Here is a 22,184-nt window from a genome sequence, read left to right as displayed (position 1 = left end):
GCCCTGTCAGCCCCGGTCGGGGCTCAACCGGCCTTGACCGCCGCGGCCACGCCGGCGGCGATCCTCGCCACGTCCGCGGCGTCGCAGACGTACGGGGGCATGGTGTAGACCAGGTCGCGGAACGGGCGCAGCCACACCCCCTCGGCCACCGCCGCGGCGGTGGCCGAGGGCAGGTCCACCTCGTGGTCCAGTTGCACCACCCCGATCGCGCCGAGCACCCGCACGTCGGCCACCCCGGGCGTGCCGCGCAACGGCGCCAGGCCGTCCCGCAGCCCGGCGGCGATCCCCGCCACCCGCCCGGCCCAGTCGCCGGCGCGCAGCAGGCCCAGTGAGGCGTTCGCGACCGCGCAGGCGAGTGGGTTGCCCATGAACGTCGGCCCGTGCGCCAGCACGCCGGCGGCCGAGATCGCACCGGCCACCGCCGGGGTGCAGAGCGCCGCCGCCAGCGTCAGGTAGCCGCCGGTGAGCGCCTTGCCGACGCAGAGCACGTCGGGCGTGACGCCGGCGTGCTCGGCGGCGAACATCCGCCCGGTCCGGCCGAAGCCGGTGGCGATCTCGTCGAAGATCAGCAGAATGCCGTGTTCCCGGGTCACCTCGCGCAGCACCCGCAGGTAGTGCGGGTGGTGGAACCGCATCCCGCCGGCGCCCTGGACCACCGGCTCCACGATCACCGCGGCCAGCTCGGCGGCGTGCCGCTCGACGGCGTCCACCAGCGCCGCCTCGTACGCCGGGTCGGGCGGGGCGTCGAAGCCGGCCGGCGGCAGCGGCGCGAACACCTGCCGGGGCAGCACGTCGCCCCAGAGGTGGTGCATGCCGCCCTCCGGGTCGCAGACGCTCATCGGATGGAACGTGTCGCCGTGGTAGCCGCCCCGCCAGGTGCCCAGCCGGCGGCGCTCCGGGCGCCCCACCGCGCGCTGGTACTGGAGGGCCATCTTCACCGCGACCTCGACGCTCACCGAGCCGGAGTCGGCCAGGAAGACGTGCTCCAGGCCGTCCGGGGCCAGCTCGACCAGGGTGCGCGCCAGGCGTGCCGCGGGCTCGTGGGTGAGCCCGCCGAACATCACGTGGCTCATCCGGCCGAGCTGGTCGGTCACGGCCGCGTCCAGCACCGGGTGGCGGTAGCCGTGGATGGCCGCCCACCACGACGACATCCCGTCGACCAGCTCCCGGCCGTCGGCCAGCCGCAGCCGCACCCCCGACGCGCTCTCCACCACGAGCGGCGGGCCGGCCGGCGGCAGCGCCGCGTACGGGTGCCACACGTGCCGCCGGTCAAGGGCGAGGATCTCCTCGGGCGTCACGGATTCTCCTCCTTCGTCCCCATCCCGCGATCTTGCGCTTTCGGCCCGCGGCGCGCCGGAAATGAGCGTTATGCCGGGGCAGGAGATGCAAGATCACGCGGAGGGGGTGCGGGTGGTGATGGCTCGGGTGAGGGCGGGGCCGCGGTAGATGAAGCCGGTGTAGAGCTGCACCAGGGCGGCTCCGGCGTCGAACATGCGGGTCGCGTCGTCCGGGTCGAGGATGCCGCCGACGCCGATCACCGGCAGCCGTCCACCGGTCTCCCGGTGCACGAAGGCGACCACCTCGCGGGCGCGGGCGGTCAGCGGGCGGCCGGACAGGCCGCCGGTCTCGGCGCCGCGCGCCCGGTCGGTCGGGGCGAGCCCGTCCCGGCCGAGCGTGGTGTTGGTGGCGATGACGCCGGCCGCGCCCCGATCGAGGCACACCTCCAGCAGCTCCGCCACGGCCGGCTCGGTCAGGTCCGGGGCGATCTTCACCAGCACCGGTTTCTCGCCGACCAGCGCGGCGAGCAGCGCGTCCAGGTGGGACCGGTCCTGCAACGACCGCAGGCCCGGGGTGTTCGGCGAGGACACGTTGACCGCGAAGTAGTCGCCGTGGCCCCTGAGCGCCCGGTAGGAGGCGAGGTAGTCCTCGACCGCCCCGTCCAGCGGGGTCACCTTGGACTTGCCCAGCGAGATGCCCAACGGGACGCCGAGCGGGCGCGGCAACGCCGCCAGCCGGGCGGCGAGGGCCTCGGCGCCGGCGTTGTTGAAGCCCATCCGGTTGACCACGGCCTCGCTGTCGCGCAGCCGGAACAGTCGCGGCCGGGGATTGCCCGGTTGGGCGTGCGCGGTCACGGTGCCGACCTCGACGAAGCCGAAGCCCAGCGCCGGCCAGGCCGGCAACGCGACGCCGTTCTTGTCCATCCCGGCCGCCAGCCCGACCGGGTTCGGGAACCGCACGCCGAACACGGTGCGCGGCGCGGCCCGGAAGTACGCCCGACGCAGCGCCGCCAGCGCCGCCGGCCGCCGCGACAGCGCGGCGAGCCGCGCCAGCGTCCACTCGTGCGCCGCCTCCGCGTCCCCGCCCCCGAGCGCGAACAGCCGGGGCCGCACCACCTTCTCGAAGATCACCGTTCGCCCTCCGAATCGGTGACCAGGAGGTTGGCGGCGATGTGGCTCTCCTCCGCCGCCGCCAACCTCATGATCGACGCGGGTGTCGGGGTGGTCACTCGTCGGCCCGGAGCGCGGCGTGCAGGTCCTGGAGCGGGCGGACCTGGAGGTCGCCGTTGATGCGCGCCTCGATGCCCATCACCGCCGCCGCCGCGCCCGGAACCGTGGTGACGCACGGGATGTCCGCCGTCACGGCGGCGCTGCGGATCTCGTAGCCGTCCGAGCGGGCGCTCGCGCCCGAGCCCTGCGGCGTGTTCACCACCAGCGCGACGTCGCCGCCGAGGATCAGCGAGACCGCGTCCTCCCCCTCACCCGACTCGTAGTGCTTGCGGATCTGCTCGCAGGCGATGCCGTGCCGGCGCAGCACCTCGGCCGTGCCGGTGGTGGCGACGATCTCGAAGCCCAGGTCGGCCAGGCGCTTGATCGGGAAGATCATGCCGCGCTTGTCCCGGTTGGCCACCGAGACGAAGATCTTCCCGGCGGTGGGCAGCGACCCGTACGCGGCGGCCTGCGACTTGGCGAACGCCTGACCGAAGCCGGTGTCGATGCCCATCACCTCGCCGGTGGACCGCATCTCCGGGCCGAGCAGCACGTCGATGCCCTTGCCGGACGGCGTGCGGAACCGCTTGAACGGCAGCACCGCCTCCTTCACCGCGATCGGCGCGTTCGGCGGCATGGTGCCGCCGTCCCCGGTCGGCGGCAGCATCCCCTCGGCCCGCAACTGCGCGATCGTGGCGCCCAGCGCGATCCGGGCCGCCGCCTTGGCCAGCGGCACCGCCGTCGCCTTCGACACGAACGGCACGGTCCGGGAGGCGCGCGGGTTGGCCTCCAGCACGTAGAGCGTGTCGCCCTGCAACGCGTACTGGACGTTGAGCAGGCCGCGCACCCCCACCCCGCGGGCGATCTCCTCGGTGTAGCGGCGCACCTGGGTCAGGTGCGAGCCGGCCAACGTGATCGGCGGCAGCGCGCAGGACGAGTCGCCGGAGTGGATGCCGGCCTCCTCGATGTGCTCCATCACGCCGCCCAGGTAGACGTCGCCGTCCGCGTCGACGAGCGCGTCCACGTCGATCTCGATGGCGTCGTCTAGGAAACGGTCCACCAGCACCGGGTGGTCCGGTGAGATGTCGGTGGCCCGGCCGATGTAGTCGCGCAGCGTGGCGTCGTCGTAGACGATCTCCATGCCCCGGCCGCCGAGCACGTACGACGGGCGGACCAGCACCGGGTACCCGATCTCGTCCGCGATCGCCTTCGCCTCGTCGTACGAGGTGGCCATGCCGTGCGCGGGCGCGCGCAGCCCGGCCCGGTCCAGCACCGCGCCGAACGCGCCCCGCTCCTCGGCCAGGTGGATCGACTCGGGCGAGGTGCCCACGATCGGCACCCCGGCGTCCTTGAGCCGCTGGGCGAGGCCGAGCGGGGTCTGGCCGCCGAGCTGCACGATCACCCCGACCACGCCGGGGCCGCCGGCCGCCTTGCCGGACGAGTCCTCGGCGTGCCACGCCTCCAGCACGTCCTCGAACGTCAACGGCTCGAAGTAGAGCCGGTCGGCGGTGTCGTAGTCGGTGGACACGGTCTCCGGGTTGCAGTTGACCATGACCGTCTCGTAGTCCACCCCCCGGAGCGCCTGGACCGCGTGCACGCACGAGTAGTCGAACTCGATGCCCTGCCCGATCCGGTTCGGCCCGGAGCCGAGGATGAGCACCTTGGGCCGGGCCGAGGGCGTCACCTCGGTCTCCGAGTCGTACGTCGAGTAGTGGTAGGGCGTGGTCGCCTCGAACTCGGCCGCGCAGGTGTCCACCGTCTTGTAGACCGGCCGGATCCCGAGCCGGTGGCGCAGCGTCCGGACGCCGTCCTCGGCGGCCAGCTCGGGGCGGAGCGCGGCGAGCTGCCGGTCGGACAGGCCGGCGCGCTTGGCGCGACGCAGCAGCGCGGCGTCGAGCACCGGGGCGTCGACGATCTCGGCGCGCAGTTCGACAAGCGCGGCGATCTGGTCCAGGAACCACGGGTCCATGCCGCCGGACGCCTCGGCCACCTCGGCGATCGACGCGCCGAGGCGCAGCGCCCGCTCGACGGTGTAGAGCCGGCCGTCGTGCGGCATCCGCAGCGCCGTGAGGGTGTTCTCCTTCGTGGCGCCCACCGGGTCGGGGACGGTCCAGAAGCCGGCCGCCTTGGTTTCCATCGAGCGCATCGCCTTGTTCAGCGCCTCGGTGAAGTTGCGGCCCAGGCTCATCGCCTCGCCCACCGACTTCATGGTGGTGGTCAGCTCCGGGTCGGCGCCGGGGAACTTCTCGAACGCGAACCGGGGGATCTTCACCACCACGTAGTCGAGCGTCGGCTCGAACGCGGCCGGCGTCTTGAGCGTGATGTCGTTGGGGATCTCGTCGAGCGTGTAGCCGATGGCGAGCTTCGCGGCGATCTTCGCGATCGGGAAGCCGGTCGCCTTGGACGCCAGCGCCGAGGAGCGGGACACCCGCGGGTTCATCTCGATCACGACGATCCGGCCGTCTGCCGGGTTCACCGCGAACTGGATGTTGCAGCCGCCGGTGTCCACCCCGACCTCGCGCAGCACCGCGATGCCGAGGTCGCGCAGTCGCTGGTACTCCCGGTCGGTGAGCGTCATCGACGGGGCGACGGTGACGCTGTCGCCGGTGTGCACGCCCATCGGGTCGACGTTCTCGATCGAGCAGACCACCACCACGTTGTCGTGCCGGTCCCGCATCAGTTCGAGCTCGTACTCCTTCCAGCCGAGCACGCTCTCCTCGATGAGCACCTCGTGCACCGGGCTGGCCGCCAGGCCCGCCCCGGCGATGCGCGCCAGGTCCTCGTCGGTGTGCGCCATCCCGGAGCCGAGACCGCCCATGGTGAACGACGGCCGGATGACCACCGGCAGGCCCAGGTCGGCGACGGTGTCGCGGACCTCGTCCATGGAGTGGCAGACCCGCGAGCGCGGGGTCAGCGTGGACGGGTCGTCCAGACCCAGGCGGACGCCGGCCTTGGCCACGATGTCCTTGAACAGCTGGCGGTCCTCGCCCCGGTTGATGGCGTCGATGTTGGCGCCGATCAGCTCGACGCCGTACTTCTCCAGCACACCCGCCTCGTGCAGCGCGACCGCGGTGTTCAGCGCGGTCTGCCCGCCCAGCGTGGGCAGCAGCGCGTCCGGGCGCTCCTTGGCGATGACCAGCTCGACGAACTCCGGGGTGATCGGCTCGACGTACGTGGCGTCGGCGAACTCCGGGTCCGTCATGATCGTGGCCGGGTTGGAGTTGACCAGGCTGACCCGGATCCCCTCGCTGCGCAGCACCCGGCAGGCCTGGGTGCCGGAGTAGTCGAACTCGCAGGCCTGTCCGATCACGATCGGCCCGGAGCCGATGACCAGGACGTGCTTCAGGTCGGTCCGCTTAGGCATGCTTGCCGCCTTCGATGAGTTCCGCGAAGCGGTCGAACAGGTAGTCCGCGTCGTGCGGGCCGGCCGCCGCCTCCGGGTGGTACTGGACGGTGAAGGCGGGCACGTCCTCGGCCCGCAGCCCCTCGACCACGTTGTCATTGAGGCAGACATGGGAAACCCGGACGCCACCGAACGCGGTGTCGACCACCTGGTCGGGGACCACCGCGCCGGAGGAGACCCCGGGCACCTGGACCGCGAAGCCGTGGTTGTGGCTGGTCACCTCGACCTTGCCGGTGGCCCGGTCCAGCACCGGCTGGTTGATGCCGCGGTGGCCGTACCCCAGCTTGTAGGTGCCGAAGCCGAGCGCCCGGCCGAGGATCTGGCTGCCGAAGCAGATGCCGAACAGCGGGATCCGGCGGGTGAGCACCTCGCGGGCCAGCGCCACCGGCCCGTCGGCGGTCGCCGGGTCACCCGGGCCGGGTGAGAGGAACACCGCGTCCGCGCCGGTGGCGAGCAGGTCCTCGATCGTCGAGCCGGCCGGCAGCACGTGGGTGGTGACGCCGCGGGCGGCGAGCCGGCGCGGCACGTTGCGCTTGATGCCCAGGTCCAGCGCGGCCACCGTGAACCGGTGCTCGCCGACGGCCTCCACCACGTACGGCTTGGCGGTGGTCACCTCGGCGGACAGGTCCGCGCCGACCATCGACGGCGCGCGGCGGACCCGGTCGAGCAGGGCGGCCGGGTCGTCGTCGACGCTTGAGACACCGACCCGCATCGCGCCGCGTTCGCGCAGGTGCCGGGTGAGCGCCCGGGTGTCGATCCCGCTGATGCCGACCACGCCCTCGGCCGCGAGCCGGTCCTCCAGCCCGCCGGTGGCGCGCCAGTTCGAGCCGATCCGGGCCGGGTCGCGCACCACGTATCCGGCCACCCAGATCCGGCCGGACTCGTCGTCGGAGCCGTTGACGCCGGTGTTGCCGATGTGCGGCGCGGTCTGCACCACCACCTGACGGTGGTAGGAGGGGTCGGTGAGCGTCTCCTGGTAGCCGGTCATGCCGGTGTTGAAGACCGCCTCGCCGAACGTCTCCCCGACGCTGCCGTACGCCTCGCCGTGGAACGTGCGCCCGTCCTCCAGGACGAGAATCGCCGATCTACGCTTCACCATTTACTTGACAGCCTTTCCGTCCAGGACCGTCGGCTCGCCGCGCAGGAAGGTCGCCACGATGCGACCCGGCAGCGTCATGCGGGCGTACGGGGTGTTGCGACTGCGACTGGCCAGCTCGGCCGGCTCGATCACGCGCCGGGCCGCCGGGTCGACAAGGGTCAGGTTGGCCGGCACGCCGGGGGCCGGGTCGAGGCCGTGTCCGGCCAGCCCGGCGATCCGGGCCGGGACCCGCGACATGCGCTCGGCGATCAGGTCCCACCGCGGGCCGAGCACGTCCAGCGCGATGGAGAGCGCGGTCTCCAGGCCGAGCATGCCCGGCCGGGCGTACGCCCACTCGCACTCCTTGTCCTCCACGGCGTGCGGCGCGTGGTCGGTGGCGATGATGTCGATCACGCCCTCGGCCAGCGCGGTGCGCAGCGCGGCGACGTCGGCGGCGGTGCGCAGCGGCGGGTTGACCTTGAAGACCGGGTCGTAGCTCTCCGCACGTTCGTCGGTCAGCAGCAGGTGGTGCGGCGTCACCTCGGCGGTCACCCGCACGCCGCGCGCCTTGGCCTGGCGCAGCACCTCGACGCTGCCGGCGGTGGAGACGTGGCAGACGTGCAGCCGGCTACCCACGTGCTCGGCGAGCAGCACGTCCCGGGCGATGATCGCCTCCTCGGCCACGGCCGGCCATCCGGTCAGGCCGAGGCGGGTGGAGACCTCACCCTCGTGCATCTGCGCGCCCTCGGTGAGCCGGGGCTCCTCGGCGTGCTGGGCGATCACCCCGTCGAACGCCTTGACGTACTCCAGCGCGCGACGCATCAGCCGCGGGTCGGCGACGCAGTGCCCGTCGTCGGAGAAGATCCGCACCCGGGCCGCGGAGTCGGCCATCGCGCCCAGCTCGGCCAGGCGCTCGCCGGCCAGCCCGACGGTGACCGCGCCGATCGGCTGCACGTCGACCAGGCCGGCCTCCCGGCCCAGCCGCCAGACCTGCTCGACCACGCCGGCGGTGTCCGCGACCGGCGAGGTGTTGGCCATCGCGCAGACCGCCGTGTAGCCGCCGAGCGCCGCCGCCCGGGAGCCGGACTCGACCGTCTCGGCGTCCTCCCGGCCGGGTTCGCGCAGGTGGGTGTGCAGGTCGACCAGGCCGGGCAGCGCGACCAGGCCGGTCGCGTCGATGACGGTGGCGTCGTCCGCGGCGAGCCCGTGGCCCGTCTCGGCCACCACGCCGTCGCGGATGAGCAGGTCGGTCGGCTCGCCGCCGACGACGCTGACGTTGGTGATGAGGTACGCGGTCACCGGTTGTTCCCTCCGAGCAGCAGGTAGAGGACGGCCATCCGCACGGAGACCCCGTTGGCGACCTGTTCGACGATGGTGGAGCGGGGTGAGTCGGCGACCTCGGGCGTGATCTCCATCCCCCGGTTCATCGGGCCGGGGTGCATGACGATCGCGTGCTCGGGCAGCCGGCGCATGCGCGGCCCGTCCAGCCCGTAGCGCCGGGCGTACTCGCGGGCCGACGGGAAGTAGGAGTCGCTCATCCGCTCCCGCTGCACCCGCAGCATCATCACCACGTCCACACCGGGTGCAACGCTGTCGAGGTCGTAGGAGACGTCGATGCCGGGGGCGAGCGCGGTCGCGATGTCGACCGGGATGAGCGTCGGCGGGCCGACCAGCGTGACCTTGGCGCCGAGCGTGGTGAGCAGCAGCACGTTGGAGCGGGCCACCCGGGAGTGCAGCACGTCGCCGACGATCGCCACGTGCAGGCCGGCGAGCCGGCCCAGCCGGGACCGCATCGTGTACGCGTCCAGCAGCGCCTGGGTGGGGTGCTCGTGGGTGCCGTCGCCGGCGTTGACCACCGACCCGTCCACCCAGTCGGCCAGCCGGTGCGGCGCGCCGGAGGCTGGGTGCCGGACCACCACCGCGTCGGCGCCCATCGCCTGGAGGGTGAGCGCGGTGTCCTTCAGGCTCTCGCCCTTGGCCACGCTGGACCCCTTGGCGGAAAAGTTGATCACGTCGGCGCTGAGCCGCTTGGCGGCGGCCTCGAACGAGATCCGGGTCCGGGTGGAGTCCTCGTAGAACAGGTTGACCACGGTGCGCCCGCGCAGCGCGGGCAGCTTCTTGACCTCCCGGCCGGCCACGGTCGCCATCTCGGCGGCGGTGTCCAGGACCAGGGTGGCGGTGTCGGCGTCCAGGTCGGCGCCGGAGAGCAGGTGCCGGATCATCGAACTGGCCCTTCGTTCGCGACTGCGGGGCTCCGCTCCGCTGCACTCCTCGCGCTCACCGGGAATCCCCTCCGTACAGCCGTACCTCGTCGGCGCCGTCGGTCTCGGCGAGGGTGACCTTGACGTTCTCGGCCAACGCGGTGGGGATGTTCTTGCCCACGTAGTCGGCGCGGATCGGCAGTTGGCGGTGGCCGCGGTCGACCAGGACGGCGAGTTGCACGGAGGCCGGGCGGCCGACGTCGCTGAGCGCGTCCAGCGCGGCCCGCACGGTACGGCCGGAGAAGAGCACGTCGTCGACGAGCACGACCCGCCGGCCGTCGATCCCGCCCGGCGGCAGGTCGGTCGGGCCGACCGCGCGGGTGGCGTGCCGGCGCAGGTCGTCGCGGTAGAGCGTGATGTCGAGCACGCCCACCGGAACGGTCACGTCCTCGAACGTGCTGATCCGGGCCGCGAGGCGGCGGGCCAGGGGCACACCCCGGGTGGGGATGCCGAGCAGCACGGTGTCGGCGGCGCCCTGGGTCTTCTCCAGGATCTGGTGGGCGATGCGGTCGACCACCCGCGAGACGTCGGCGGCGGCGAGGATCACCTTCACCGAGGGTTGTCGCGGCGGCGACGAATGGGCAGCCGGTGGGTAGGCCACGGCGGACCTCCTTCCCCGCCTCACGGGACGGGTCGTTAAAGGACGTCTATCGACTCCGGCGGGCCCGCGCGGGGCCCGGACCGGGGCTCCACGCCACGTTACCAGCGGTCACCGGCCCCGCTGCCGCCGGTCCTGACCTGCCGGTCAGCCCGGCGAAATGCGGACAAGCCACACCGGCCTGTCGAACGTCCCCGACACCACCACTTGACCAGTTGTCGCAATCCCCGTACCGTCACGCTCCGTAGCGATAGCTGGGAGAACCCCGAGCAGCACTGGGAGTGTCCGAATGCCCTCTGAATACGCCAAGTCGCTGGGCGCCCGCCTGCGCTCCATCCGCCAGCAGCAGGGCCTGTCCCTGCAGGGGGTGGAGGAGAAGTCGAACGGGCGGTGGAAGGCCGTGGTGGTCGGCTCGTACGAGCGCGGCGACCGCGCCGTCACCGTGTCCCGCCTGGCGGAGCTGGCCGACTTCTACCGCGTTCCCGTCTCGGAGCTGCTGCCCGACGGCAGCGGGGTGCGTCACGAGCCCACCAGCAAGATCGTGCTGGACCTGGAGCGGCTCTACGACGAGGCCTCCGAGGACCTGGCCTACGTCGCCCGGTACGCCCGCGCCATCCAGCAGCAGCGCGGCGACTACAACGGCCGGGTGCTCTCCATCCGCGCCGACGACCTGCGGGCCCTCGCGATCGTCTACGACGCCTCACCGTCGGGCCTGATCGAGCGGCTCACCGAGCACGGTGTGCTGGTCGCCGACCCGCGGGCGTTCTTCGCCTCCTGAGCCACGCGCCACGAAGGGCCCGTGCCGTCCGGCACGGGCCCTTCGTGGTCACCAGGTGCGGAGCCTCAGCGGCTGGCGTACTCGGCGATCCGGCCGAGAATGCCGTTGAGGAAGCGGGGCGAGTCGTCGGTCGACATCTGCCGGGCCAGCTCGACGGCCTCGCTGATCGCCACCGCGTCGTCGATCTCGTCGACGTAGAGCAACTCGTACACGGCGATCCGGGCCAGGTTGCGGTCGACCACCGGCATCCGGTCCAGCGTCCACCCCTCGGCGTAGCTGGCGATGATCTCGTCGATCCGGTCGAGGTGCGCCGCGACGCCCTCGACCAGCCCGACCGCGTAGCCGAGGTGGTCGGGGCGGGGCTGCTCGATCCGCTCCAGGTAGCCGGCGAGCACCTCGACCGGCGGCCGGTCCCGCAGGTCGGCCTCGAAGAGCACGTCCAGCGCCCGCTTGCGCGCCTTGCGGCGCGCCGGCATCTGCTGCTTCGGACCCTCAGCCATCAGGCTCGGCCGAGGTAACGGCCGTCGCGGGTGTCGACCTTGATCTTCTCGCCGGTGGTGATGAACAGCGGCACCTGGACGGTGGCGCCGGTCTCGACCGTGGCCGGCTTGTTGCCGCCGGTGGACCGGTCACCCTGCAGGCCCGGCTCGGTGTAGGTGACCTCGAGCACGACCGAGGTCGGCAGCTCGATGTAGAGCGGGACGCCCTCGTGGGTGGCGACGGTCGCCTCGGCCTCCGGGAGGAGGTAGTTGGCGGCCTCGCCGACGGTGCCGCCCATCACGGTGATCTGGTCGAACGTCTCCAGATCCATGAAGACGTAGTCCTCGCCGTCGGCGTACAGGTACTGCATGGTGCGCTTGTCGACGGTGGCGGTCTCGACCTTGGTGCCCGCGTTGAAGGTCTTGTCGACCACCTTGCCGGACAGCACGTTCTTCAGCGTGGTACGCACGAACGCACCACCCTTACCGGGCTTGACGTGCTGGAACTCGACGACGGCCCACAGCTCGCCGTCCAGGTTGAGTACCAGGCCGTTCTTCAGGTCGTTGGTGGTGGCCATTTCCTGCCTTGATCATCAATTGGCGGACAGACCCACCAAGTCTACTAGCTGTGTCGAATCGGACTCGCGCGCTGCGCGAGGTGGTGCAGGGCCAGGCGGTAGCCGTCCACGCCCAGGCCGCAGATCACGCCGGTGGCCACCGCCGAGACCACCGAGTGGTGCCGGAACTCCTCCCGGGCGTGGATGTTGGAGATGTGCACCTCGACCAGCGGGCCACGCAGCATGGCGCAGGCGTCCCGGACCGCTATCGAATAGTGCGACCAGGCGGCCGGGTTCAACACCACCGCCGCCTCCTCGTCCGCCGCCTGGTGCAGCCAGCCCAGCAGCTCGTGCTCGGCGTCGGTCTGCCGGACCACCACGTCCAGCCCCAGCTCCCGCCCGGTCCGCTCGCACAGGGCGACCAGGTCGGCGTAGCTGGTCACGCCGTACACGTCGACCTGGCGGGTGCCGAGGCGGCCCAGGTTCGGCCCGTTGAGCACGTACGCCCTCACGAGCTGATCTCCCGGTAGGCCGCGGCCAGCAGCTCGTCCGGCGGGGCCTCCAGCATGGCCGGGCGGGCCAGGCCGTCCAGCACCACGAACCGCAGCCGGCTCCCCCGGGCCTTCTTGTCCACCCGCATCGCGGCGAGCAGCTCCGGCCAGGCGTCCGCCCGGTAGCCGGTGGGCAGGTCGAGCGCGGTCAGCACGTCCCGGTGCCGGCGCGCGGTGGCGTCGTCGAGCCGGCCGGCGAGCCGCGCGAGGGTGGCGGCGTAGACCAGCCCGACGGCGACCGCGTGACCGTGCCGCCAGCGGTACCCTTCCACCTTCTCGATCGCGTGGGCGAGCGTGTGCCCGTAGTTGAGCACCTCGCGGACCCCGGACTCGCGCAGGTCACCGCCGACCACGTCGGCCTTGACCCGCACCGCCCGCTCGACCAGCTCACGGACCACCGGGCCGGCCGGGTCCAGCGCTGCCGTCGGGTCCCGCTCGACCAGGTCGAGGATCACCGGGTCGGCGATGAAGCCGCACTTGACCACCTCGGCCATCCCGGCGGCCAGGTCGGCCGGGGGCAGCGCGTCCAGCGTCGCCAGGTCGCAGAGCACGCCGGCCGGCGGGTGGAACGCGCCGACCAGGTTCTTGCCGGCGGCCGTGTTGATCCCGGTCTTGCCGCCGACCGCCGCGTCGACCATGCCGAGCAGCGAGGTCGCCACCGGCACCCAGCGCACCCCGCGCAGCCAACTGGCCGCGACGAAGCCGGCCAGGTCGGTCACCGCGCCGCCGCCCACCCCGACCACCGCGTCGGTCCGGGTGAAACCGGCCGCGCCGAGCCGGTCCCAGCAGGCGGCGGCCACGTCGACGTGCTTGCCCGCCTCGGCGTCCGGCACCTCCACCAGCAGCGGCGTGACACCGTCGGCGCGGGCCCGCTCGGCGAGCCGCTCGGCCAGCGCCTTGAGCGGCGGAGCGTACAGGTAGGCCACCCGCTCCGCGCCGGGCAGCAGCTCGGGCGGCGGGTCGAGCAGGTCGCGTCCCACCAGCACGTCGTACGGCCGTTCGCCGCCGACCGGGATCCGGGTCACCTCGTCCATCGCCGGCAGCCTAGTCCAGCGCCCGCCCCCGGCGCGGCGACTGTCCACTCCGTGGGGCGTTTGTCCGGCCCCGCCCCGGGTAGGGCGGCGGAATGAGCATCCGTCTTCCCGCCACGATCCTCGGCGTCGGCCTCGGTGGCTTCGTCGACGGCATCGCGTTGCACCAGGTCCTCCAGTGGCACCACATGCTCAGCAGCACCGCGACCGACCGGGTGGGGATCCGGGACTACCCGGTCGACACCGTGCCCGGCCTGCAGATGAACACGCTGTGGGACGGCCTGTTCCACGTCGTCACCTGGGTGGCGGTGCTGACCGGGCTGGCCCTGCTCTACGCCCGGGTGACCCGTTCCCGGGGCCGGCTCTGGCGCTCCGGAATGCTCTGGGGCTGGGTGCTCGTCGGCTGGGGCCTGTTCAACCTGGTGGAGGGCGTCGTCGACCACCACCTGCTCGGCATCCACCACGTCCGCACCGGCCCGTACCAGACCTGGTGGGATCTCGGTTTCCTGGCGCTCGGCGTACTCCTGGTCGCGGTCGGCTGGGCGATCCAGCGGCGGGCCGACGCGATCGACCTGTGCGCGCCGCGGACGCGGTGAGCCACGCCGGGCACGCCGGCGGCTTCCCGGCGACCGCGTTGCTCCCGGCGGTCATGTTCTGGGCCTACCTGGCCGCCGCGCTGCGGCTGCGCGACCCGGGCGGCCCCGGCTGGGCGCACCGGCGGACCGTCAGCTTCGGGCTGGGCACGCTGCTCGTGGCGGCGGGGCTGCTCGCGCCCGGCGACGACCTCGTCGGGCACATGTGGCAGCACCTGCTGATCGGCATGCTGGCGCCGCTGGCGCTGGTGCTCGGCGCGCCGGTCACCCTGCTGCTGCGCACCCTGGACCGGCGCACCGCACGCCGGCTGGTCCACCTGCTGCGGCACCCGGCCGCGCGGGTGCTCGGCCACCCGGTGACCGGCCTGCTGCTCACCGCCGGCGGGCTGTGGCTGCTCTACCTCACCCCGCTCTACCGGGCGACGCTGGACAACCCGCTGCTGCACACGCTGGTGCAGGCGCACTTCCTGCTCAGCGGCTTCCTGTTCGCCTGGTCCGTCGCCGGGCCGGACCCCGGGCCGCACCGCCCCCGGGTGCCGGTACGCCTCGTGGTGCTCGGCGCCGGCGTCGCCGCCCACGCCACGCTCGCCCAACTGCTCTACGCCGGCGTGCTCGACGTGCCGGCCACCGGCGCCGAGCTGCGGGCCGGCGCCACGCTCATGTACTACCTCGGTGACCTGGCCGAGATCGCCCTCGCGCTCGCGTTGCTCGCCACCTGGCGGCCGGAACGCCCCGCCCGCCACCCGGCCACCCGGCCCGGCGCCGCGCCGGTCAGGGCTTGAGCAGGGCGGCGATCTCGGCGGCCAGTTCCTCCGGCGCGCGGCCGTCGGTCACCACGGTCGCGGTCGCCACCTCGGCGTACAGCGGGCGGCGCTGGTCCAGCAGGTACTTGAGGGTGGCCCGGGGGTTCAACGCCAACAGTGGCCGGCCGGCGCCCAGCCCGACCCGCCGGATCGCGTCCGACAACTCCACCGACAGGTGCACCACCGTGTGGCCGATCAGCGCGGCCCGGTTCTCCTCGGCCAGGACCGCGCCGCCGCCGAGCGCGAGCACACCGGCGTGCGAGGCCAGCGCCGCCGCTACGGCGGCCCGCTCCAGCGTACGGAAGTGGTCCTCGCCCTCGTCGACGAAGATCTCCGGGATCGGCTTGCCGGCCAGGCGCTCGATGTCCGTGTCGGTGTCCCGGAAGTCGACGCCGAGCGCGGCGGCGAGCGCCGTGCCCACCGTGGTCTTGCCGGAGCCGGGTGCCCCGACCAGCACGCAGACCGGCCTCGTGCTCATCTGACGACCAGGCTGTCGAGGTAGCTCGCCAGGTTGCGGCGCATCTCGGCGACCGAGTCGCCGCCGAACTTCTCCACCGCGGCCTCGGCCAGCACGAGCGCCACCATGGTCTCGGCGACCACCGCCGCCGCCGGCACCGCGCACACGTCGGAGCGCTGGTTGATCGCGGTGGCCGGCTCGCCGGTGGTCACGTCGATCGTCGCGAGCGCGCGGTTCAGCGACGAGATCGGCTTCATCGCCGCCTTCACCCGCAGCGGCTCGCCGGTGGTGATGCCGCCCTCCAGGCCGCCGGCCCGGTCGGTGACCCGACGCACGCCGGTGGCGCTGGGGATGATCTCGTCGTGCGCCTCCGAGCCACGGGAACGCGCCTGCTGCCACCCGTCGCCGATCTCGACGCCCTTGATCGCCTGGATCGACATCAGCGCGGTGGCCAGCCGGGCGTCGAGCTTGCGGTCCCACTGCACGTGACTGCCCAGGCCCGGCGGCACGCCGTACGCGAGCACCTCGACCACGCCGCCGAGCGTGTCGGCGTCCTTCTTCGCGGCGTCGACCTCGGCGACCATCCGGGCGCTCGCCTCGGCGTCGAGGCAGCGCAGCGGGTCCGCGTCGATCCGCGCCGCGTCCTCCGGAGTCGGGCGCAGGCCCGGCTTCGCCGCCACCGGCCCCAGCTCCACCACGTGCGACACGATCTCGACGCCGAGCGCCTGCCGGACGAGGGCCTTGGCGACCGTGCCCACGGCGACCCGGGCGGCGGTCTCCCGGGCGCTGGCCCGCTCCAGGATCGGCCGGGCGTCGGTGTGGCCGTACTTCTGCATGCCGGCCAGGTCTGCGTGGCCGGGCCGGGGGCGGGTCAGCGGCGCGTTGCGGGCCTGCGCGGCCAGCTCCTCCGGGTCGACCGGGTCGGCGGCCATCACCGTCTGCCACTTGGGCCACTCGGAGTTGCCCACCCGGATCGCCACCGGGCTGCCCAGCGTCACGCCGTGCCGGAGCCCGCCGATGATCTCGATCTCGTCCTGCTCGAACGCCATCCGGGCACCCCGGCCGTAGCCGAGCCGGCGGCGGGCCAGCTCGTCGCCGATCTCGGTGGTGGTCACCTCGATGCCGGCGGGCACCCCCTCCATCAGCGCGACGAGGGCGGGTCCGTGCGATTCACCTGCAGTCAGCCAGCGCAACACAGCGGACAGTCTGTCACGCCCCCGGTTCGGCCCGACGCGGTGCCGCCGGTGTCCCGCCCTCCGGACTCGTCCCGCCGCACGCCCGGCTACTCCCCACCGCGCCGCCGCCGGACCCGCGCGGGCCCGCGCATCTGCCCCGCGCCGCACACCCGCACGTCGCAGCCGGCCGGTCAGGCGCCGCTCCCGCTCTCCCCGGAGCTGTCAAGCGGGGGCCCCGCCTCTACCGCGGGCGTTAGGCGGGGGCCCCTCCTTACCGCTCCAGGGCGGCGCGCATCGCGGCACGGGGGGCGGTGACGCCGGTGAAGTGCTCGAACTGGCCGACCGCCTGGGCCAGCAGCAGATCGAGGCCGGAGATCACCCGGCACCCGGCGGCCAGCGCCGCCGCGGCCAGGGGCGTCGGCCACGGGTCGTACAACGCGTCGAACAGCACCGTCTCCGGCCGCCAGTCGAAGTTGTCGGCGAGCGGGTCGGCGACCCCCTTCGGCACGGTGGAGATCACCAGGTCGGCGCGGGCGTGCGCGGGCGCGCCGTCCCACTCCGCGCCGGCCAGCGGCACCCCGGCCGCCGCCGCCACCGGGCGCAGCTCGTCGACCGCCTCGGGCCGGCGGGCCACCACTGTCACCTCGGCGGCCCCGATCCGCGCCGCCGCCGCGATCGCCGCCCGGGCGGTGCCGCCGGCGCCGAGCACGGTCACCACCGCACCGGTCACGCAGCCGGCGCCGGTGAGCACCTCGACCATGCCGGTCACGTCGGTGTTGTCCGCGTACCAGGTGCCGTCGGGTCGGCGTACCAGCGTGTTGGCGGCGCCGACCGCGGCGGCGACCGGCGAGACCTCGTCGGCCAGCGCGAGCGCCGCCTCCTTGCCGGGCATGGTCACCGACAGCCCGGCCCACTCCGGGCCGAGGCCCGCGACCAGGCCGGGCAGCTCGTCCGCGCCGGCCTCGATCGTCGTGTACGACCAGCCGGTCAACCCGGCCGCCGCGTACCCGGCGTGGTGGATCGCCGGGGAGAGCGAGTGGGCGATCGGCCGGCCGACCACCGCCGCGCGGTGTGGGGCGGCCATCAGATGATCCCGGCCTCCTTGGCCTTCTGCTCGTTGCGGCGCTGCTCCTCGTAGGTCTCGGCGAAAGCCGAGTGGCCTTCCTTGTCGATCGCCACGAAGAAGAGCCACTTGCCCGGCGGGGGAGCCATCGCACCCTCCAGGGCCTGCTTGCCGGGGTTGTTGATCGGCGTGGGCACCAGACCACGCAGCTTGCGGTTGTACGGGTTCTTCGGATTGTCCAGCTCGGCCGGCGTCATGTCCTTGGACGCCTTGGTCTTCTGGCCGGTCAGCTCCAGGTAGTAGTTGACCGTGACGTCCATCTCCAGGCAGTTGCAGGGGAACTCGCCGTAGACCCGGTTGTAGGCGACCCGGGCGACCTTGCCCAGGTCGTCCTTGTTGCCCGCCTCGGCCTGCGCCAGCGACGCGACGACAAGCGCCTCGTACGGGCTGACCCCGCCGCGTTCCGCCTGCACCCGGTCGGCGAACTTCATCTCGCCGGTGACCGTGAGGAAGTTCTCCACCATCAGCTTGAGCACGGTCTCAGCGGTGGCCTTCGGCGGAATCTCGTAGGTGTCGGGGTAGAGGAAGCCCTCGATCGAGGGCTTGATCTTCTTGCCGTCGGAGCGCTTGAACCACCAGTCCGGCACGCCCAGCGCCTCCGGGTCCTTCGCCGCGGTCTCGAAGTCCTTGACCGGGATGTCGGTCTTCTCGGAGAGCCGCTTGTAAACCGTCTTCGCGGTCAGCCCCTCGGGGATGGTGAGCCCGTTGACGATCTTGTTCTTCAGGTCCAGCATGGCCGTGACCGCAGCGTCGCCGCTCATCTGCTTGCGCAGCTTGTACGTGCCGGGCTGGATGTTCTTGCTGCGCGCGTTCCCCTCGGCGGCCTCGATGAACGCCTTGGTGCTCTTCACCACGTCGGCGGCCACCAGCGCGTCGGCCATGTCGGCGATCAGCGCGCCCTGCTTGATCTCGACGATCGCCTCGCCGGTGCCGGAGCCGTCGTAGTCGGGGGTGACGAAGTAGTTCTGGATACGGTCGAAGCCGTAGTAGGCGCCCCCACCGATGCCGCCGAGCAGGATCAGCGCGAGCGCGAGCGCGAGGAGGGTCTTGCCCCGGCTGCCGCCGGACTTGCCCTGACGGCGGCGCACCGCGCCGCGCCGGTGCCGGCCCTTCTCCCCCCTGTCCTGCTCGTCGAAGCCCAGATCAAGATCGTCGATCATCCGTCCGCCTCCGCTGTGCGTCCAACCAGCTCTGCAGAATCTCCACCGCGGCGGCCTGGTCGACCACCGCTCGTTGACGCTTTCCCCGGACGCCCCGCTCGGCCAGCCTACGACTTGCGACGACGGTCGACATCCTCTCGTCCGTCAGCGTCACCGGAATCGGCCCCATTACATCGGCCAAACGGGTGGCATAGGCCGATACGTTCGCCGCCGCCGGCCCGTGCTTTCCGGCGAGGTTGACCGGGAGGCCGACGACGATCCCGACCGCCTCGTGCTCGGCCGCCAACCGGACCAGCGCGGCCATGTCGGCGGGCACCGTGTCCGGTTCGGCGGTCAGGTCCCGGGCCAGCGTGACAAGCGGGGTGGCGAGGATGCCGTGCGGGTCGGACCGGGACACCCCGACGCGGACCTGGCCGACGTCCACCCCCAACCGGACACCACGGTCGAATTCAGGCATCTGCCGGGCACCTCCTTCAGCCGGTACGGGCCAGGGCGGACCATCCGGTCCGCCCTGGCATCGATCGGTGCGTTCGCTCATGCGGCACGGCCGGGCATGCGCTCACGGCCCTCGCTTCGCTCGGTGCGTTCGCTCATGCCGTACCACCGGGGCATGCGCTCACGGCCCTCGCTTCGCTCGGTGCGTTCGCTCATGCCGCGTCGGCGATCGCCTTCTCCACGGTGGCCAGCAGGCTCGGCGCCTCCGTGGCGGGCAGGCCGCCGCCCTGGGCCAGGTCGTCGCTGCCGCCGCCCCGACCGGAGAACGCGGCCTTGACCAGGTCCTTCGCGCTCAGACCTCGACTCCGGGCGGCAGAGTTGACGGCCACCACCAGGGACGCCTTGCCGTTCGCCCGGGCCGCCACCGCGACCACCGCCGGGCGGGCCGCGTCGATCCTGCCCCGGATCTCCTGCGCGAGGGTCCGCACGTCGTTGGCCGCCGCGCCCTCGGGCGCCTCGGTGCCCACGTACGCGACGCCGCGCACGTCCTTCGCCTGCGCCGCGAGCGCGCCCGCCCCGCCGAGCACGAGCTGGGCGCGGAGCTTCTCCAGCTCCTTCTCCGCGTCCCGCAACTGGGTGACGGTCTGCTCCACCCGGTCGGCGACCTGCTCGCCCGGCACCCGGAACAGCTCGGCCAGCCGGGACACCAGCAGGTGCTCGCGGGCCAGGAAACCGAACGCGTCCATGCCGACGAGCGCCTCGATCCGGCGCACACCGGAACCGACCGACGCCTCGGAGAGGATCTTGACCAGGCCGAGCTGGGCCGAGCGGGCCACGTGCGTGCCACCGCACAGCTCCCGGGCGTAGTCACCGACCTCGACCACCCGGACCCGCTCGCCGTACTTCTCGCCGAACAACGCCATCGCGCCGATCCGGCGGGCCTCCTCCTGGCTGGTGACGAACGCGTGCACCTCCAGGTCGGCCAGGAGCACCTCGTTGACCTGCTGCTCCACGTCGTGCAGCACGCTCGGCGCCACCCCGGTCGGGGTGTTGAAGTCGAACCGCAGCCGGCCCGGCGCGTTCAGCGAACCCGCCTGGGTCGCCGACTCGCCGAGGAAGTTCCGCATGGTCTGGTGCACCAGGTGCGTCGCGGTGTGCGAACGGGAGATGGCCCGCCGGCGGGACGCGTCGATCTCCGCGTACCCGGTCTCCCCGGCGCGGACCTCGCCGCGCACCACCCGGGCCCGGTGCACGATCAGGCCGGGCACCGGCTGCTGCACGTCGAAGACCTCGACCTGCCCGCCGCCGACCGTGATCAGACCCTGGTCGGGCTGCTGCCCGCCGCCCTCGGCGTAGAACGGGGTGGTGTCGAGCACCAGCTCGATCGTGTCCCCCTCGGCCGCGGCGGCCACCGAGGCGCCGCCGGCCAGCAGCGCGCGCACCCGGGACTCCCGGTTCAGCTCGGTGTAGCCGGTGAACTCCACCGGCCCGCCACCGTCGAGCACCGACCGGTACGCCGACACGTCGGTGTGCCCGGTCTTGCGGGCCTGCGCGTCCGCCTTGGCGCGGCTGCGCTGGTCGGCCATCAGCCGGCGGAAGCCGTCGGCGTCCACCTGGAGGCCCTGTTCCGCCGCGATCTCCAGGGTCAGGTCGATCGGGAAGCCGTACGTGTCGTGCAACTGGAACGCCTTGTCACCGGAGAGCGCCGGCTTGCCGGCCGACTTCGTCTCCGCGATCGCGGTGTCCAGGATGGTGGTGCCGGCGCGCAGCGTGGCGAGGAACGCGTCCTCCTCGGCGTACGCGTACTGGGAGATCCGGCCGAACTCCTCGGCCAGCTCCGGGTACGACGGGGCCATGCAGTCCCGGGCCACCGGCAGCAGCTCCGGCAGCGCCCGGTCCTGGTAGCCCAGCAGCCGCACCGAGCGGATCGCCCGGCGCATGATCCGGCGCAGCACGTAGCCGCGGCCCTCGTTCGACGGGGTGACGCCGTCGCCGATCAGCATCAGCGCGGTGCGCACGTGGTCGGCGATCACCCGCAGTCGCACGTCGTCCGGGTGCGACTGGTGGGCCGCGTGCCCGGAGTGCGCGCCGTACCGCTTGCCGGTCAGCTCGGCCGCCCGGTCCAGGATCGGCTTGACCTCGTCGATCTCGTAGAGGTTGTCCACGCCCTGCAACAGCGAGGCCATCCGCTCCAGGCCCATGCCGGTGTCGATGTTCTTCGCCGGCAGGTCGCCGAGGATCGGGAAGTCCTCCTTGCCGACACCCGGACCGCGCTCGAACTGCATGAAGACGAGGTTCCAGAACTCCAGGTAGCGGTCCTCGTCGACCTCCGGGCCACCCTCGCGGCCGTACTCCGGGCCACGGTCGTAGTAGAGCTCCGAGCACGGGCCGCACGGGCCGGGGATGCCCATCGACCAGAAGTTGTCGGCCTTGCCGCGGCGCACGATCCGCTCGGCCGGCACGCCGGTGGCGCGCCAGATGTCGTACGCCTCGTCGTCGTCGAGGTAGACCGTCGCCCAGATCCGCTCCGGGTCCAGCCCGAAGCCGCCCGCCTCGACCGACTTGGTGGCCAGGTCCCAGGCGAGCGGGATCGCCCCGTCCTTGAAGTAGTCACCGAACGAGAAGTTGCCGTTCATCTGGAAGAACGTGCCGTGCCGGCTGGTCTTGCCGACCTCGTCGATGTCCGGCGTCCGGATGCACTTCTGCACGCTGGCCGCCCGGTCGAACGGCGGGGACTGCTGCCCGAGGAAGTAGGGCACGAACTGCACCATGCCCGCGTTGATGAACAGCAGGTTCGGGTCGCTGATGGCGGGCAGCGGAGCGGACGGCACCACGGCGTGCCCGTTCGCCTCGAAGTGGGCGAGGAACCGCCGCTTGATCTCCGCCGTCTTCATCGCTGGTGCTCCTCCGGGAAAATCTGCCGGTCACCGATCCGCGGGTCCTCCCGCAGCTCGGCGAACTCGTCGTCGTACGCCTCGCCGCGGGCGAAGGCCTCGTGGATCTCCTGCTCGCGCTCGGCCATCGAGACCCGGACGTCGTCCACGAAGGCGCGCACCGACTCGACCAGGCCACCGGCGGACTCGGACAGCCCGTTGGCGATGCCCGCCGGGGTGTACGCCTGCGCGGTCCGGGTGGCCTTACGCACCACCAGGACGCCCACGGCCAGCCCGATGCCCAGCCAGAACAACCGCCTCATGCTCTCATCCTTCCCGCGTA

Annotated in this window: 21 protein-coding genes; 3 read left to right on the top strand and 18 right to left on the bottom strand. The window is 72.9% G+C overall.

Annotated elements, in window-relative coordinates; genetic code table 11:
* Window positions 1-23: 23 nt before the first annotated feature.
* The 7 genes from TPA0908_RS18820 to pyrR all read right to left on the bottom strand — a co-directional run bounded on the left by TPA0908_RS18820 (window position 24) and on the right by pyrR (window position 9,829).
* Window positions 24-1,298 (bottom strand): adenosylmethionine--8-amino-7-oxononanoate transaminase, encoded by a 1,275-nt coding sequence (locus TPA0908_RS18820; protein WP_281939733.1) that lies wholly within the window; start codon window positions 1,296-1,298, stop codon window positions 24-26.
* Window positions 1,299-1,391: 93 nt separating this feature from the next.
* Window positions 1,392-2,408, bottom strand: a complete 1,017-nt coding sequence (locus TPA0908_RS18815; protein WP_281939731.1) for a quinone-dependent dihydroorotate dehydrogenase — start codon at window positions 2,406-2,408, stop codon at window positions 1,392-1,394.
* A 94-nt stretch (window positions 2,409-2,502) separates the two neighbouring features.
* Window positions 2,503-5,850: a carbamoyl-phosphate synthase large subunit gene (carB, locus tag TPA0908_RS18810; protein ID WP_281939729.1), complete on the bottom strand. Its 3,348-nt coding sequence runs from the start codon at window positions 5,848-5,850 to the stop codon at window positions 2,503-2,505.
* Window positions 5,843-6,985, bottom strand: a complete 1,143-nt coding sequence (carA, locus tag TPA0908_RS18805; protein WP_281942612.1) for a glutamine-hydrolyzing carbamoyl-phosphate synthase small subunit — start codon at window positions 6,983-6,985, stop codon at window positions 5,843-5,845. The genes carB and carA overlap by 8 nt, the downstream gene beginning before the upstream one ends.
* A gap of 3 nt (window positions 6,986-6,988) precedes the next feature.
* On the bottom strand, window positions 6,989-8,266 hold the full coding sequence (locus TPA0908_RS18800) for a dihydroorotase (protein WP_281939727.1): 1,278 nt from the start codon (window positions 8,264-8,266) through the stop codon (window positions 6,989-6,991).
* Window positions 8,263-9,189: an aspartate carbamoyltransferase catalytic subunit gene (locus TPA0908_RS18795; protein ID WP_281939726.1), complete on the bottom strand. Its 927-nt coding sequence runs from the start codon at window positions 9,187-9,189 to the stop codon at window positions 8,263-8,265. Before TPA0908_RS18795 ends, TPA0908_RS18800 begins: the two co-directional genes overlap by 4 nt.
* A 55-nt stretch (window positions 9,190-9,244) precedes the next feature.
* Entirely contained in the window at window positions 9,245-9,829 is a 585-nt protein-coding gene (gene pyrR, locus TPA0908_RS18790; protein ID WP_281939725.1) for a bifunctional pyr operon transcriptional regulator/uracil phosphoribosyltransferase PyrR, read from the bottom strand.
* Window positions 9,830-10,115: 286 nt separating this feature from the next.
* Between pyrR and bldD the strand changes: the two genes are divergently transcribed.
* A complete protein-coding gene (bldD, locus tag TPA0908_RS18785) occupies window positions 10,116-10,604 on the top strand; it encodes a transcriptional regulator BldD (RefSeq protein WP_013285505.1) in 489 nt (162 codons plus the stop codon).
* A gap of 65 nt (window positions 10,605-10,669) precedes the next feature.
* On the opposite strand, the gene nusB is transcribed toward bldD, so the two are convergent.
* The 4 genes from nusB to aroB are packed head-to-tail and all read right to left on the bottom strand — an operon-like array spanning window position 10,670 to window position 13,225.
* Window positions 10,670-11,080: a transcription antitermination factor NusB gene (gene nusB / locus TPA0908_RS18780; protein WP_199199890.1), complete on the bottom strand. Its 411-nt coding sequence runs from the start codon at window positions 11,078-11,080 to the stop codon at window positions 10,670-10,672.
* Window positions 11,081-11,103: 23 nt separating this feature from the next.
* Entirely contained in the window at window positions 11,104-11,661 is a 558-nt protein-coding gene (gene efp / locus TPA0908_RS18775) for an elongation factor P (RefSeq protein WP_281939722.1), read from the bottom strand.
* Window positions 11,662-11,705: 44 nt separating this feature from the next.
* Window positions 11,706-12,152 (bottom strand): type II 3-dehydroquinate dehydratase, encoded by a 447-nt coding sequence (aroQ, locus tag TPA0908_RS18770; RefSeq protein ID WP_281939720.1) that lies wholly within the window; start codon window positions 12,150-12,152, stop codon window positions 11,706-11,708.
* Entirely contained in the window at window positions 12,149-13,225 is a 1,077-nt protein-coding gene (gene aroB, locus TPA0908_RS18765; protein WP_281939718.1) for a 3-dehydroquinate synthase, read from the bottom strand. Before aroB ends, aroQ begins: the two co-directional genes overlap by 4 nt.
* A gap of 92 nt (window positions 13,226-13,317) precedes the next feature.
* Here aroB and TPA0908_RS18760 point away from each other — a divergent pair, with 92 nt between their 5' ends.
* Together TPA0908_RS18760 and TPA0908_RS18755 are read left to right on the top strand one after the other, a co-directional pair.
* Window positions 13,318-13,818, top strand: coding sequence for a DUF2243 domain-containing protein (locus TPA0908_RS18760; RefSeq protein ID WP_281939717.1), 501 nt, complete (start codon window positions 13,318-13,320; stop codon window positions 13,816-13,818).
* Window positions 13,797-14,597, top strand: coding sequence for a cytochrome c oxidase assembly protein (locus TPA0908_RS18755; RefSeq protein ID WP_281939715.1), 801 nt, complete (start codon window positions 13,797-13,799; stop codon window positions 14,595-14,597). The genes TPA0908_RS18760 and TPA0908_RS18755 overlap by 22 nt, the downstream gene beginning before the upstream one ends.
* On the opposite strand, the gene TPA0908_RS18750 is transcribed toward TPA0908_RS18755, so the two are convergent.
* The 7 genes from TPA0908_RS18750 to TPA0908_RS18720 all read right to left on the bottom strand — a co-directional run bounded on the left by TPA0908_RS18750 (window position 14,587) and on the right by TPA0908_RS18720 (window position 22,164).
* Window positions 14,587-15,096 carry a shikimate kinase gene (locus TPA0908_RS18750; protein WP_281939713.1) on the bottom strand — a complete coding sequence of 170 codons (510 nt, stop codon included), beginning with the start codon at window positions 15,094-15,096 and terminating at the stop codon, window positions 14,587-14,589. The genes TPA0908_RS18755 and TPA0908_RS18750 overlap by 11 nt on opposite strands.
* The gene (gene aroC / locus TPA0908_RS18745; RefSeq protein WP_281939711.1) at window positions 15,093-16,271 is read right to left on the bottom strand and encodes a chorismate synthase; all 1,179 of its coding nucleotides are present in this window, start codon (window positions 16,269-16,271) and stop codon (window positions 15,093-15,095) included. Before aroC ends, TPA0908_RS18750 begins: the two co-directional genes overlap by 4 nt.
* 250 nt (window positions 16,272-16,521) lie before the next feature.
* A complete protein-coding gene (locus TPA0908_RS18740) occupies window positions 16,522-17,334 on the bottom strand; it encodes a shikimate dehydrogenase (RefSeq protein ID WP_281939708.1) in 813 nt (270 codons plus the stop codon).
* Window positions 17,334-18,533: an endolytic transglycosylase MltG gene (gene mltG / locus TPA0908_RS18735; RefSeq protein WP_281939706.1), complete on the bottom strand. Its 1,200-nt coding sequence runs from the start codon at window positions 18,531-18,533 to the stop codon at window positions 17,334-17,336. Before mltG ends, TPA0908_RS18740 begins: the two co-directional genes overlap by 1 nt.
* Complete coding sequence (gene ruvX / locus TPA0908_RS18730) at window positions 18,517-18,990, bottom strand: Holliday junction resolvase RuvX (RefSeq protein WP_281939704.1); 474 nt, start codon at window positions 18,988-18,990, stop codon at window positions 18,517-18,519. Before ruvX ends, mltG begins: the two co-directional genes overlap by 17 nt.
* A 190-nt stretch (window positions 18,991-19,180) precedes the next feature.
* A complete protein-coding gene (alaS, locus tag TPA0908_RS18725; protein WP_281939702.1) occupies window positions 19,181-21,862 on the bottom strand; it encodes an alanine--tRNA ligase in 2,682 nt (893 codons plus the stop codon).
* A complete protein-coding gene (locus tag TPA0908_RS18720) occupies window positions 21,859-22,164 on the bottom strand; it encodes a hypothetical protein (RefSeq protein ID WP_107160014.1) in 306 nt (101 codons plus the stop codon). The genes alaS and TPA0908_RS18720 overlap by 4 nt, the downstream gene beginning before the upstream one ends.
* Window positions 22,165-22,184 lie beyond the last annotated feature (20 nt).

This window comes from Micromonospora sp. AKA38 (assembly GCF_027925725.1).
In the GTDB taxonomy this organism is placed as follows: Bacteria; Actinomycetota; Actinomycetes; order Mycobacteriales; family Micromonosporaceae; genus Micromonospora.
Note: the sequence above shows the minus strand (reverse complement) of the source record. Positions and strands in the feature narration are given on the sequence as shown.